The following is a 13,330-nucleotide window of genomic DNA, read 5'->3' as shown; positions in this document are numbered from 1 at the left end:
ACCGCCCATGCGCACCCGCGCCCGCACCCGCATTCGTAGCCGTATCCGCACCCTCCTGTACGGTCTGCTCCTCGGCCTGCTGTCCGGCGGCGCGGGCCTGCTGCCGCCCACCGTGGCGAGCGCCGCGGACAACGGCACGTGGGGGGTCTTCCCGACGCCGGCGGCCGGGGCGGCGATGACCGACCGCGCGTACTTCTTCCATCAGGGCGCGGCCGGGAGCACGCTCGGCGACAGCGTGACGATCGTGAACTCCTCCGACAAGGAGCTGACGTTCCAGGTCTTCGCCACCGACGCCGTGAACACCCCGGCGGGCGGCGCCTTCGCGCTGCTGCCGGTCGAGACGAAGCCGAAGGACGTCGGCGCGTGGGTCACGCTGGCACCGGAGACCGCGAGCACCGTCACCGTGCCCGCCAAGGGCCGCAAGGACATCCCGTTCACCGTGAAGGTCCCGGCGGACGCGACGCCCGGTGACCACGTCGGCGGGATCGTCGCCCTCGGCACCGCCGTGGAGGGCGTACAGCAGGAGGGCAAGGTCCAGGTCGGGGTGAAGCGCTCGGTGGGTGCCCGGCTGTACTTCCGGGTGCCGGGGCCCGTCACGGCGGGGCTGAGCGTGGAGGACGTGCGGGTCAGCCGCTCGGCGCCGCTGCTGCCCTGGGTGCGCGACGCCCGCGCCACCGTCTCGTACGCGCTCGTCAACCGGGGCAACGTGGTCGTCGAGCCCCGGGTGGCGGTGTCCGCGGAGGGATTGTTCGGGCGCCAGGTGCTGGACCGGCCCGCCCGAGAGCTGAAGCTGAGCCTGCTGCCGGGTCAGCGGATCGAGCTGACGGAACCGTGGCCGGACGCCCCCCAGTCGGACTGGGTGACCGTCAAGGTCACGGCGGGCGCGGCGGCCCACCCCGATCTGGTCTCGGAGTCCGGGACCGAGTTCGTCGCCGTCCCCTGGCCGGCCGTGGGCCTGCTCCTGGTACTGGCGGGCGCGGGCGCCACGGTGTGGGCGCTGCGCCGCCGGCGCCGCGCGGCGCCCGAACAGCCGCAGTCCGTACCGGACGTGGCCGGAACGCACTGACCGGCGCGCATGCCCCCGGGTGACCTCCTTCGCCCTCACCGACGGGCGGGTAGGCACCTCATGCAACGCCTGCACTGCGGCCCGGGGGCTCCCGGGTGCCCTGGCCGTCGGACCGCCCCCGCGCCTCACCCGCGCGGGGGCTCACCCATGTCGTGCTGAGCCGCGCCGCCGGAAACGATCGCGGCGCCGTCACGCCCAGGAGCGAAGGCCTGTCGCCTCCCTCGCCTGTGGCCTGGTGAGTTGTGCTCAGCGTGCGCGGACGACTACGGTTTCTCGCGTGTGGCCCGCCAGGGGAGTCCAGCGTGATGCTGGGTCCAACTCCCGCCGGTTTCCGCGTGAGCGCGGTACCGGAGGCACACAGAGGATCGTCTGGCGATGGGGCAACGCGGCCCCAAGTCCCGACATGCGTCATTTCGCATGCACGCCCCCAGGCGTGCGTGTGCCAGCCCGCAGCCCACGTTGTGATTGGTAGTAACGCAAGCTGCAAGGTCGGACCCTGCCGTCTCCGACCTCAACGAGTACGCCCTCCACGGGCGGAGCACAGTCGTGCGGGCGCTGTGCTTCCGACAGATTCGTCTGTCTTCGTTGAGGTCGCTCCGTGCTGTTCTGACACAGTCGGGCATTCCTCCCACGAAGACGACCTGAGACGTCCCGGGAGACGTTCATGTGGTCCGTTATGGGTGAGCTGGCATTGAACGGCGGCATGCTGCTGCTGTGGTTCCTGCTGGTGCTGGCGCTCATGTTCATCAGCTGCCTGACGATCGCGCTCTACAAGGCCCCGCCGCGCACACGCCCCGAGATCATCCGGGCCCTTGCCGAGCTGATGACCTTCTGGAAGCGGAAGTAGCAGGCACCCGGCCGGGGACAGCAGGCTTGAGGAACTGTGGCCGGGGACAGCGGGAACCCCCGGCCGGTGAGGGGTGGCCGGGGGTTGCTGGCTGCTGGGGGCGGGGTGGGTCAGTGGTTGCGGGGGAAGCCCAGGTCCACGCCGAGGTGGCCCTCGGAGGGGTCCGGCCAGCGGGTCGTGACGACCTTGCCGCGGGTGTAGAAGTGGATGCCGTCGTTGCCGTAGATGTGGTGGTCGCCGAAGAGCGAGTCCTTCCAGCCACCGAAGGAGTGGTAGCCCACCGGCACCGGGATCGGGACGTTGACGCCGACCATGCCGGCCTCGATCTCCAGCTGGAAGCGGCGGGCGGCGCCGCCGTCGCGGGTGAAGATCGCGGTGCCGTTACCGAAGGGCGAGGCGTTGATGAGGGCCACGCCCTCCTCGTAGGTCTCGGCGCGCAGCACGCACAGCACCGGGCCGAAGATCTCGTCGCGGTAGGCGTCGGAGTCGGTCTTCACCCGGTCCAGCAGCGACAGGCCGATCCAGTGCCCGTTCTCGTTGCCCTCGACCGTGAAGCCGGTGCCGTCGAGGACGACGTCCGCGCCCTGGTCGGCCGCGCCCTTGACGTACGAGGCGACCTTGTCGCGGTGGGCGGCGGTGATCAGCGGGCCCATCTCGGAGGTCGGGTCGTTGCCGGGGCCGATCTTGATCTTCTCGGCGCGCTCGCGGATCTTCTCGACGAGCTCGTCGCCGATCGCGCCGACGGCCACGACGGCGGAGATCGCCATGCAGCGCTCGCCGGCCGAGCCGTAGGCCGCGGAAACGGCCGCGTCGGCGGCGGCGTCCAGGTCGGCGTCCGGCAGCACCAGCATGTGGTTCTTGGCGCCGCCCAGGGCCTGGACGCGCTTGCCGTTGGCCGAGGCGGTGGTGTGGATGTGGCGGGCGATCGGGGTCGAGCCGACGAAGGAGACGGCCGCGATGCCGGGGTGGGCGAGCAGCGCGTCGACGGCCACCTTGTCGCCGTGGACCACGTTCAGCACGCCGGCCGGCAGACCGGCCTCGCTCGCCAGCTCGGCCAGCTTGTTGGCGGCCGACGGGTCCTTCTCGCTCGGCTTGAGGATGAAGGTGTTTCCGCAGGCCACGGCCAGCGGGAACATCCACATCGGGACCATCGCCGGGAAGTTGAAGGGGGTGATGCCGGCGACGACGCCGAGCGGCTGGCGGATCGAGGAGACGTCCACCCGGTTGGAGACGGAGGTGGACAGCTCACCCTTGAGCTGGGTGGTGATGCCGCAGGCCAGCTCGACGATCTCCAGGCCGCGGGCGACCTCGCCCAGCGCGTCCGAGTGGACCTTGCCGTGCTCGGCGGTGATCAGGGCGGCGATCTCGTCGCGGTTGGCGTCCAGCAGGGCCCGGTAGGCGAACAGCACCTTGGTGCGGGCGGCCAGCGAGGACTGGCCCCAGGTGAGGAAGGCCTCCCGGGCGACCTGTACCGCGGCGTCGACCTCATCGGCCGAGGCGAGCGCGACCTGCGTGGTGACCTCGCCGGTGGCCGGGTCGGTGACCGGGCCGTAGTTGCCCGACGCGCCCTCGACGGTCTTGCCACCGATCCAGTGGTTGACGGTCTTCATTGCCTTGCTCCTTCACAGATGGCGACGTCGCTGAGCGGCTTGCCGGTCGTACTCTTCACGGGCCGTGGCGGCGGCCTTGCGGGTCGCGGTCTCGGCCACAGGAACATCCCACCACGCCTGTGCCGGGGGTGGGCCCGACACAGTGTCGGGCGTTCGGGTCTGTACGTAGACACATGTGGGGCGGGTCGCGGTGCGGGCCTCGGCGAGGGCTTCGCGCAGGTCACGCGTGGTGCGGGCGCGGATCACGGCCATTCCGAGGGAGGCGGCGTTGGCCGCGAGGTCCACCGGAAGGGGGTCCCCCGTGTAGCCGGAGCCGGCCGCCCGGAACCGGTACGCGGTGCCGAAGCCCTCGCCGCCCACCGCTCCCGACAGGCCGCCGATGGAGGCGTAGCCGTGGTTGTCGAGGATCACCACCTTGATCGGGATCCCCTCCTGGACGGCCGTGACGATCTCCGTCGGATTCATCAGGTACGTCCCGTCGCCGACCAGCGCCCACACGGGCCGGCCGGGGGCGGCCAGCGCCACCCCGATGGCCGCGGGGATCTCGTAGCCCATGCAGGAGTACCCGTACTCGACGTGGTACTGGTCCTGGGACCGGGCCCGCCACAGCTTGTGCAGGTCTCCGGGGAGGGATCCGGCCGCGTTGATCAGGATGTCGGTGCCGTCGACCAGGGAGTCGAGCAGCCCGAGCACCTGGGCCTGGGTGGGCGCGGTGTCCTCCTGCCCCTCCGGGACGGCGTAGGCCCGCTCGACGCGGCTCTCCCAGCGCCCCCGCTCCGCCGCGTACGCGGCCCCGTACGCCGGGTCCGTACGGTGGCCCGCGACCGCGACCCGGAGCTCGTCGAGCCCCTCGCGGGCGTCGGCGACCAGGGGCAGGGCGGCGAGTTTGTGGGCGTCGTACGGGTCCAGGTTGAGGCCGACGAAGCGGACGGCCGGATTCTGGAAGAGGGTCGCGGAGGCGGTGGTGAAGTCGGTCAGCCGGGTTCCGGCGGCGATGACGAGGTCGGCCTCCCGGGCGAGCGCGGCGGCGGTGGAGGTCCCGGTGTGGCCGATCCCGCCGACGTCCTCGGGGTGCCCGTACGGCAGGACGCCCTTGCCCGCCTGGGTGACGGCGACCGGGATCCCCGTGGCCTCGGCGAAGGCGGCCAGGGCCGCGCGGGCCTCGCTGTGCCGGATCCCGCCGCCGGCGATGATCAGCGGGCGCGCGGAGCCCCGTACGGCCTCGGCGGCGCGGGCCAGCTCGTGCCGGTCCGGCCGGGGCCGGCGCACGCCCCACACGCGCTCGGCGAAGAACTCCTCGGGCCAGTCGTACGCCTGCGCCTGCACGTCCTGCGGCAGCGCGAGGGTGACGGCCCCGGTCTGCACCGGGTCCGTGAGCACCCGTACGGCCTGGAGGGCGGCCGGGATCAGGGCCTCGGGGCGGGTGATCCGGTCGAAGTGGCGGGAGACGGGGCGCAGGGTGTCGTTGACGGAGAGGTCTCCGGCGTACGGCACCTCCAGCTGCTGGAGCACGGGGTCGGCGGGCCGCGTGGCGAAGGTGTCCCCGGGCAGCAGCAGGACCGGGATCCGGTTGACCGTGGCGAGGGCGGCGCCGGTGACGAGGTTGGTGGCGCCGGGCCCGATGGAGGTGGTGACGGCGTGCGCGGAGAGGCGGCCGCACTGGCGGGCGTATCCGACGGCGGCGTGCACCATGGCCTGCTCGTTGCGGCCCTGGAGGAACGGCATGGCCTCGGGGCCGGACTCCAGGAGGGCCTGGCCGATGCCGGCCACGTTCCCGTGCCCGAAGATCCCCCAGGTGGCGGCGATCAGCCGGTGCCGGTGCCCGTCGCGCTCGGTGTACTGGGAGGACAGGAAGCGGACGAGCGCCTGCGCGACGGTGAGCCTCACCGGTGGTCCTCCGCTCGGGGGTACGTGGGGTAGGGCAGCCGGGGGTCGATGTCCTGGCCGTCCCAGGTGCCGCGGATCCAGCCGTGGTCGGGGTGGTCGCGGATGAGCCACTCGCGGGTCCCGCCCGGTCCGGCCATGACGTTCAGGTAGTACATGTCGTGCCCGGGGGCGGCCATGGACGGCCCGTGCCAGCCGTCGGGGATCAGCACCGCGTCCCCGGTGCGCACCTCGGTGAGGATGTCGGTCTTCCCGGCCGGGGAGGGGGTGACGCGCTGGTAGCCGAGCCCGGGGGTGTCCCCGTGCGGGGCGATCTCGAAGTAGTAGATCTCCTCCAGGCGGGACTCCTCGCCGGGGTGGTGCTCGTCGTGTTTGTGGGGCGGGTACGAGGACCAGTTCCCGCCGGGCGTGAGCACCTCGACGGCGATGAGACGGTCGGCGGGGAAGGAGTCGGCGGCGGCGAAGTTGTTGACCTGGCGGGAGCAGTGACCGGCGCCGCGGAGCTCCACGGGGACGGCTCCGGCCGGGCCGTAGCGGGCGGGGAGGCGCGTCTCACAGCGGGCTCCGGCGAGGGCGAAGCGCCCTCCGGCGGCCGCTTCGATTTCGGCGTGGCCGTCCCGGGGCAGGTACGCGAAGTCGGTGGGTCCGTCGAACACCCCGGTCCGTCCGTGCAGTTGGAACACCTCCGGTCCGTTCCCGGGGCTCTGCCCCGGGCCCCGCGCCCCAAACGCCGTCGGGGCCGGATTCGGGCAGCGGACCTCGCATCCGCCCGACAGCGGGAGCACGATCCACTCCGCCTCCCCGCACGCATGCGCGTACACCTCTCTCGGGGCCAGGTCGAGGACCATCAGCCTCGTCCATTCCATGCGCCACTCAGACACCACCGGCACGCCCTGCCACCTCCTCCACCTCGTCCGCGAACGGCATCGCGGCCGCGCACGCCAGCCGCGAGGCGACGATCGCCCCGGCCGCGTTCGCGTACCGCATCACCCGTTCCAGTTCCCACCCCGCCAGCAGCCCGTGGCACAGCGCCCCACCGAACGCGTCTCCCGCGCCCAGCCCGTTGAGCACCTCCACCGGTACCGGTGGGACCTCCGCGACCGTGCCGTCGCGGTGGACCGCCAGCACGCCCTCCGGGCCGCGCTTCACCACCGCCAGTTCCACACCCGCGGCGAGGAGCGCCCGCGCCGCCGCGTGCGGATCGGACTCGCCCGTGGCGATCGCGCACTCCTCCACGTTGCCCACGGCCACGGTCGCCGAGCGCAGCGCCCGCTCGTAGTACGGTTCGGGCTTCTCCCGCCACAGCATCGGCCGCCAGTCCAGGTCGAAGACCGTCGTCCCGGTCCGGGCGCGGGCCTCCAGCGCCGCCAGTGTCGCCGCCCGGGAGGGCTCCTCGCTCAGGCCCGTCCCCGTCATCCAGAAGACGCGGGCCGCCCGTACCGCCGTCAGGTCCACCTCGTCCACCGCGATCTCCAGGTCCGGGGCCTTGGGCGACCGGTAGAAGTACAGCGGGAAGTGGTCGGGCGGGAAGATCTCGCAGAAGGTGACGGGGGTCGGGAGCCCGGGGACCTCGGCGACCCACCGGTCGTCCACCCCGAACCCCCTCAGTTCGGAGCGCAGATACCCGCCGAAGGGGTCTGCGCCGGTACGGGTGATCACCGCGACCCGGCGCCCCAGGCGGGCCGCCGCGACGGCCACGTTGGTCGGGGAGCCGCCCAGGAACTTGCCGAACGTCTCCGCCTCGGCCAGTGGTATGCCCGCCGTCAACGGGTAGAGATCCACCCCGATCCGGCCCATCGTGATCAGGTCGAACGCGAACGGATCGCCGGTCCCGGTCACAGTCAGTCCTCCTGTTGGTCCTCCACCCTAAGGTGGCCGTTATGACGTCCTCCCCGCCCGCGTTGACCCGTATCCGCATCGGTTCGGCTCCGGACTCCTGGGGTGTCTGGTTTCCCGACGATCCCCGGCAGACCCCGTGGGAACGCTTCCTCGACGAGGTCGCCGACGCCGGGTACGAGTGGATCGAACTCGGCCCCTACGGCTATCTGCCCACCGATCCCGGCCGCCTCGCCGAGGAAACGGCCAAGCGCGGGCTGCGCGTCTCGGCCGGCACCGTCTTCACCGGACTCCATCACGGGCCGTCCGTGTGGGAGGACACCTGGGAGCACGTGTCGCGGATCGCGGCGCTCACCCGGGCCATGGGCGCGGCCCATCTCGTGGTCATCCCCTCCTTCTGGCGGGACGACAAGACCGGGGACGTGCTGGAGGACCGCACCCTGACCCCGGGCCAATGGCGTGAACTGACCTCGCAGACCGAGCGCCTCGGCCGGGAGGTCCAGGACCGGTACGGGCTGCGGATCGTCGTCCACCCGCACGCCGACACCCACATCGACACCCCCGCGAACGTGGCCCGCTTCCTGGACGCCACCGACCCCGGGCTCGTCTCCCTCTGCCTGGACACGGGGCACTACGCGTACTGCGGCGGGGACAGCGTGCGGGCCGTGGAGACCTTCGGGGAGCGGATCGGCTACCTCCATCTCAAGCAGGTGGATCCGCGGATCCTCGCCGAAGTCCTCGCCGAGGAGCTGCCCTTCGGGCCGGCCGTGGGCCGCGGGGTGATGTGCGAACCGCCCTCGGGGGTGCCCGCGCTGGAACCGGTGCTCGCGGCGGCCCAGCGCCTGGACGTGGACCTCTTCGCCATCGTGGAGCAGGACATGTACCCCTGTTCGCCCGACCGTCCGCTGCCGATCGCCCGGCGCACCCGCGCCTACCTCCGGTCCTGCGGCGCCCGCTGACCCTTCGGAAGGAAGAGGAGTACGAGATGAGCACGCTCGGCATCGCCGTCATCGGCACCGGGAAGATGGGCGCCGACCACGTCCGCCGGATCGGGCGGACGGTGGGCGGGGCCCGTGTGGTGGCCGTGGCCGACCCGGACGGGGACCGGGTCAAGGAGGTCGCGGGCACCCTGGACGGGGCGACGGCGCACACGGACCCGGCGGCCGCCATAGCCGCGCCCGGTGTCCAGGCCGTGCTGATCGCCTCGCCCGGACCCGCGCACGAGGAGGCGATCCTGCACGCCCTGGAGCGGGAGCTGCCGGTGCTGTGCGAGAAGCCGCTGACCCCGGACCCGGCGGGGGCGCTGCGCGTCATGGAGGCCGAACAGCGGCTGGGGCGGCGCCTGGTGCAGGTGGGGTTCATGCGGCGGTACGACGCCGAGTACACACGGCTGAAGGAGCTGCTGGACGCGGGCGGGATCGGGCGTCCGCTCTTCCTGCACTGCCGGCACCGCAATGCCTCCTCGCCGTCGTTCTTCACGAGCGACATGCTGATCAGCGACTCGGTGGTGCACGAGGTGGACGCGGCCCGCTGGCTGCTGGGGCAGGAGATCACCGCGGTCACCGTGCTCTCGCCCCGGCCCTCGGCGGCCGCCCCGGAGGGGCTGAGCGATCCCCGGCTGGTGCTGCTGGAAACCTCCGGCGGGGCCGTCGTCGACGTGGAGATCTTCGTCAACTGCGGTTTCGGCTACCAGGTGCAGTGCGAGGCGGTGGGTGAGGCGGGCAGTGCCCGGATCGGTGACGGGCACGCGATGGTGGTGCAGTCGGCGGGCCGGTGGGGCGGCGCGATCGACCAGGACTTCACGGTGCGCTTCGCCGATGCCTACGACCGCCAGCTGCGGAGCTGGGTGGCCGCGGCACGGCGCGGCCGGGTGGCGGGGCCCGACGCGTGGGACGGCTACGCGGCGGCCGCCGTCTCCGAGGCGGGCCTCGCGGCGGCACGCGGCGGCGTACGGACCGCGGTGGAGCTGACGGAACGCCCGGCCCTGTACCGCTGACGGAACGCCGGTTCCCCCACGTATCCCTGTGACTCTCTTGTCACAGGGATCACCCTTCTGTCACTCATGTCCGCATTACGCGGGTCTTCCGTCACAGGAGGTCGACAGCCCCTCCCCTGTGATCACTCCGCGTCGTTCCCCGGGCACAACCCGAGTGATCGTCAGTGTCCACGCGCCGGCTCCCCCGACGGCCTCCCGGCCGGCCCCCGCGGCGTGGACGAGGAGGTGTCCAGCATGAGCGACCGACAGCTGTGGTCGTACAAGGAGATCGCCGCCCACATCCGGGTCCAACCGGACACCGTGCGGTCCTACCGCAAGCACGGGTTGCTGCCCGCGCCGGACCATGTGGAGGGCGGCAAACCCTACTGGTACGCCGATACCGTGCGCGCCTGGGTGGCCCGCCGGCCCGGGAACCGGGGCCGGCGCGAGGACTGACCCCGCGGGGACGGGTGAGGTGCCCCTCCCGGCCTCACCCGTCCCGCCCCGACCCCACTGCTCGCCCCCCCCTCCCCGCTCCTCCTAGGTGCCGACCGCCACGGGGATCCGTTCCGGTTCCTGTGCCGGGGGCGCGGACTCGCCCTCGCTCAGGCCGAACCGCTCGTGCAGGCGGCGCAGCGGGGCGGGGGCCCACCAGGTGGCCCGTCCGGTCAGCTTCATCACCGCCGGGACCAGGAGGCTGCGGACGACCATGGCGTCCATGAGGACCGCCAGCGCGATCCCGAGTCCCAGCATCTTGGTGTTGGTCACCCGGGAGGTGCCGATGGCCACCATCACCACCGCCAGGATCACGGCCGCCGCGGTGATCAGCCCGCTGGTGCGGGCCAGCCCCGTCCGCACGGCGCTCTCGTGGTCCCCGGTCCGGTCGTACTCCTCCTTCATACGGGATATGAGGAACACCCCGTAGTCCATGGAGAGCCCGAAGGCGATGCAGAACATCAGCACCGGCAGGGTGGTCTCTATGTCGCCGGTGGCGGTGAAGGAGAGGAGTCCGGAGAGGTTGCCGTCCTGGAACACCCACACCACCGCGCCGAACATGGCGGTCAGGCTGAGGGCATTGAGCAGCACCGCCTGCAGCGGTATCAGCAGGCTCCCGGTGAGCAGGAACACCAGCAGCAGCGTGGCGAGGACCACCAGGGCCGCCGCCGCGGGCAGTGCGCCGGCGATGGCCTGCTGGGCGTCGACGAGGACGGCCGCCTGCCCGGTCACCGAGGTCTTGAAGTCGGCGTCCACGGCGCGGACGTCGTCGACCAGGTCCCGGGCCGTCTGTCCCACGGCCTCGCCCTCGACGGACACCGAGAAGGAGGTGTACGCGCTTCCCGTCGGGGAGCCGATCGGCCCGTCGACCCGGACCACCCCGGGCAGGGCGGCGAGCCGGTCCCGGTAGGCCGCGAGGTCCGCGGGACCGGAGGCGCCCTCGGCGAGCACGGTGAGACCGCCGCCGGGGCTGTTCGGGAAGCCGTCGCGGATCTGCTCCTGCACCACGTGGGACGGGGCGTTCTCGGGAAGCTGCCGGTCGTCGACCGTGCCGAACTCGACCCCGAGGAAGGGCAGTCCCAGGAGCAGCAGGCCCGCGGTGGTGGCTATGGCGAACACGGGGGCGCGGCGCATCACGAGGGCGGCCGTCCACCTCCAGCCCCTGCCCGTCTCCGCGGGCCCGGCGGGGGCCGCGGCCGGCCGGCCGCGCCGCCACAGCCGGCGCAGGTCGAGGGCGTTGACCCGCTCGCCGAGGAGCACGAGAGCCGCCGGCAGCAGGATCAGCGCGGCCGCCGCGGCGAGCAGGACCACCGCGACCCCGGCGTAGGCGAAGGAGCGCAGGAAGTACATCGGGAAGAAGAGCATCGCGGAGAGCGAGACGGCGACGGTGAGCGCCGAGAAGAGCACGGTGCGGCCGGCGGTGCGCAGGGTGGCCCCGACCGCGGCGACCGGATCGCGCCCGGCGGCGAGTTCCTCGCGGAACCTGCGGACGATGAACAGGGCGTAGTCGATGGCGAGTCCGAGGCCGAGCGCGGTGGTCAGGTTCTGGGCGAAGACCGAGACGTCGGTGACCTCGGTGAGTCCGCGCAGTACGGCGTTGGTGCCGAGGATGGCCACGATGCCGACGCCGAGCGGCAGCAGGGCGGCGACCGCGCTGCCGAAGACGAGGACGAGCAGGACGAGGGTGACCGGCAGGGCGATCAGCTCGGCGCGCAGCAGGTCCTCCTGGATGGTCCGGGTGACTTCGCGCTGGACCGCCGCGGGGCCGCCGAGGGACACGCGCACCGGGCCGTGCTCGCCCTCGAAGTGCGGGGCCATGCGGTCCAGGGCCGCGGTGGCCGTCTTCTCGTCGCCCTGGACGCGGGCGACGACGAGTGCCTGTCGGCCGTCCTCGGAACGCAGTGCGGGCTGCCGGGTGCGCCAGTACGAGCCGACGCCGACGACCCCCCGTTCGGCGGCGAGTGCGGTGGCGAGCCGCTCGGCCTCGGCGGCGACGGCGGGGTCGTCGACCCCGGTGGTGCCCTCCCCGGCGTCGACGAGCAGGAGCAGATTGGGCTCGGAGTCCGGGAACTCCCGTTCCAGGGCCTTCGTGGCGTAGGTGGACTGGGCGCCCGGGTCCTCCCAGCCGCCGCTTCCCAGCCGGTCGGCGACGCCGCCGCCCGCGACCACGGCCAGGGCCGTGACCAGCAGGGCGAGCAGCAGCGTGAGCCGCGGCCGGGCCGTGACGAACCGGGTCCACCCCGCGTCCGTCCCGGAGGACGGCGGTTTCTTGACTTCGGACATGACTCGGTGTCCCCTTCACCGTGATTGCCAGGCCACTTAGACTGGCAAACACGAGCAGTCGCTCGCGTTTCTCAAGAATGCGAGCGATCTCTCGTGTTTGTCAATCACCCACGGGAAGCAGGGGATTGGACATGCCGGGGACACGCATGGGCAAAAACTCCGAAAAAGGGACCAAGAGCCCTGCCGCCGCAGCAACGGCCACGACCACCGCCGCCGACACCGGCACCGCCGCCCCTCCGCGCCGCCGCCAGGCCCGCGGCGAACGCCGGATCTCCCAGCTACTGGCGGCCGCCGCCGGGGTGTTCTGCCGTACCGGCTACGCCTCGGCCAGCACCAACGCCATCGCCCGCGAGGCGGGCGTGTCGCCGGGCACCCTCTACCAGTACTTCCCCAACAAGGAGGCCATCGCGATCGAGCTCGGCGGCCAGCTGCTCCAGCGCGCGCACGAGACGCACGGACAGGCCTTCAGCCCGGAGAACCTCCAGCGCCCCCTGCCCGAGCTGCTCGACGCCGTCCTCGACCCGGTCATCGCCTTCAACTGCGAGAACCCGGCCTTCTGGGCCCTCATGCACGGCACCGGCGTCCCCGGCATCGCCCAGGAGCACGAGGAGCTGCACACCGGCCTGCTCACCCGCATCGAGACCGTCCTGCGCGACTTCTGCCCCCAGGCCGCGGCCCACGAGATCACCCACACCTCGAACATGATCCTGGGCATCTTCAAGTCGTCGCTCGACCTGATCCTGGCGCACGAGGGCGACGAGCGCGCCGCCTACACGGCCGAGCTCAAGACCGTCCTGCTGCGCTACCTGGAGCCGATGATCACCACGGCTCCCCCGCACTGACCCGCCCGGCCGACCCGCCCGGCCCGCACCGCCCCGGCACCCCCGCGCGCCCATCGGGTGATCCGTATCGGCCATTTACATACAGTTCGCCCCCACCGCCCCGTTTTCCCCTCAGGATCGAAACAGTGGGAGCCGTCGCTCGCCTTGATACCCCCTAGGGGTATAGTCTCGAAGGGTCGGGAGGACGGCGGAGCCCATCGGCCGCCCTCCCGGTGACCGGCACACGCCCCTGAAGAGGAGAACGACATGACCGCCGAGACGGACACCCAGACCACCACCGTCTACCGGGTGACCGGCATGACCTGCGGGCACTGCGAGGGCGCGGTGACCGCCGAGATCTCCGCCCTCCCGGGCGTCAGCACGGTCAAGGCCGTCGCCGCGACCGGCGAGGTCACCGTGGTCTCCGCCGCCCCGCTCGCGGACGAGGACGTCCGCGCCGCCGTGGACGAGGCCGGCTACGAGTTCGCCGGACAGGCCTGAGCGGCGCGCCCC

Annotated in this window: 12 protein-coding genes; 7 read left to right on the top strand and 5 right to left on the bottom strand. The window is 72.5% G+C overall.

Annotation, left to right across the window (positions count from 1 at the left end):
* The first annotated feature begins 7 nt into the window (after window positions 1-7).
* Window positions 8-1,066, top strand: a complete 1,059-nt coding sequence (locus Sspor_RS27490; RefSeq protein ID WP_202201510.1) for a WxL protein peptidoglycan domain-containing protein — start codon at window positions 8-10, stop codon at window positions 1,064-1,066.
* A gap of 676 nt (window positions 1,067-1,742) precedes the next feature.
* The gene (locus tag Sspor_RS27485; RefSeq protein WP_202201509.1) at window positions 1,743-1,913 is read left to right on the top strand and encodes a hypothetical protein; all 171 of its coding nucleotides are present in this window, start codon (window positions 1,743-1,745) and stop codon (window positions 1,911-1,913) included.
* A gap of 110 nt (window positions 1,914-2,023) precedes the next feature.
* Here Sspor_RS27485 and Sspor_RS27480 read toward each other — a convergent pair whose 3' ends face one another.
* Genes Sspor_RS27480 through iolC form a run of 4 tightly spaced genes read right to left on the bottom strand, consistent with a single transcriptional unit; the run spans window position 2,024 to window position 7,246 of the window.
* Entirely contained in the window at window positions 2,024-3,523 is a 1,500-nt protein-coding gene (locus tag Sspor_RS27480) for a CoA-acylating methylmalonate-semialdehyde dehydrogenase (RefSeq protein ID WP_202201508.1), read from the bottom strand.
* A gap of 12 nt (window positions 3,524-3,535) precedes the next feature.
* Window positions 3,536-5,410: a 3D-(3,5/4)-trihydroxycyclohexane-1,2-dione acylhydrolase (decyclizing) gene (gene iolD / locus Sspor_RS27475; protein WP_202201507.1), complete on the bottom strand. Its 1,875-nt coding sequence runs from the start codon at window positions 5,408-5,410 to the stop codon at window positions 3,536-3,538.
* Entirely contained in the window at window positions 5,407-6,297 is an 891-nt protein-coding gene (iolB, locus tag Sspor_RS27470) for a 5-deoxy-glucuronate isomerase (protein ID WP_373318834.1), read from the bottom strand. Before iolB ends, iolD begins: the two co-directional genes overlap by 4 nt.
* The gene (gene iolC, locus Sspor_RS27465) at window positions 6,281-7,246 is read right to left on the bottom strand and encodes a 5-dehydro-2-deoxygluconokinase (protein ID WP_373318833.1); all 966 of its coding nucleotides are present in this window, start codon (window positions 7,244-7,246) and stop codon (window positions 6,281-6,283) included. Before iolC ends, iolB begins: the two co-directional genes overlap by 17 nt.
* Window positions 7,247-7,287: 41 nt before the next feature.
* On the opposite strand from iolC, the gene Sspor_RS27460 reads away from it, so the two are divergent.
* The 3 genes from Sspor_RS27460 to Sspor_RS27450 all read left to right on the top strand — a co-directional run bounded on the left by Sspor_RS27460 (window position 7,288) and on the right by Sspor_RS27450 (window position 9,674).
* Complete coding sequence (locus Sspor_RS27460) at window positions 7,288-8,202, top strand: sugar phosphate isomerase/epimerase family protein (RefSeq protein WP_202201506.1); 915 nt, start codon at window positions 7,288-7,290, stop codon at window positions 8,200-8,202.
* A 26-nt stretch (window positions 8,203-8,228) separates the two neighbouring features.
* Window positions 8,229-9,239 carry a Gfo/Idh/MocA family protein gene (locus Sspor_RS27455; RefSeq protein ID WP_202201505.1) on the top strand — a complete coding sequence of 337 codons (1,011 nt, stop codon included), beginning with the start codon at window positions 8,229-8,231 and terminating at the stop codon, window positions 9,237-9,239.
* 234 nt (window positions 9,240-9,473) lie between these two features.
* Window positions 9,474-9,674, top strand: coding sequence for a helix-turn-helix transcriptional regulator (locus tag Sspor_RS27450; protein WP_030384769.1), 201 nt, complete (start codon window positions 9,474-9,476; stop codon window positions 9,672-9,674).
* Window positions 9,675-9,758: 84 nt separating this feature from the next.
* Here the strand turns inward: Sspor_RS27450 and Sspor_RS27445 are convergent, their stop codons facing one another.
* Window positions 9,759-11,996: an MMPL family transporter gene (locus tag Sspor_RS27445; RefSeq protein ID WP_202201504.1), complete on the bottom strand. Its 2,238-nt coding sequence runs from the start codon at window positions 11,994-11,996 to the stop codon at window positions 9,759-9,761.
* A 146-nt stretch (window positions 11,997-12,142) separates the two neighbouring features.
* Between Sspor_RS27445 and Sspor_RS27440 the strand changes: the two genes are divergently transcribed.
* The gene (locus Sspor_RS27440) at window positions 12,143-12,838 is read left to right on the top strand and encodes a TetR/AcrR family transcriptional regulator (protein ID WP_237404047.1); all 696 of its coding nucleotides are present in this window, start codon (window positions 12,143-12,145) and stop codon (window positions 12,836-12,838) included.
* Between the two features lie 246 nt (window positions 12,839-13,084).
* Window positions 13,085-13,318, top strand: a complete 234-nt coding sequence (locus Sspor_RS27435; protein ID WP_202201502.1) for a heavy-metal-associated domain-containing protein — start codon at window positions 13,085-13,087, stop codon at window positions 13,316-13,318.
* The last annotated feature ends 12 nt before the right edge of the window (window positions 13,319-13,330 follow it).

Origin of the sequence: Streptomyces spororaveus, assembly GCF_016755875.1 — a bacterium.
GTDB lineage: Bacteria > Actinomycetota > Actinomycetes > Streptomycetales > Streptomycetaceae > Streptomyces > Streptomyces spororaveus.
Note: the sequence above shows the minus strand (reverse complement) of the source record. Positions and strands in the feature narration are given on the sequence as shown.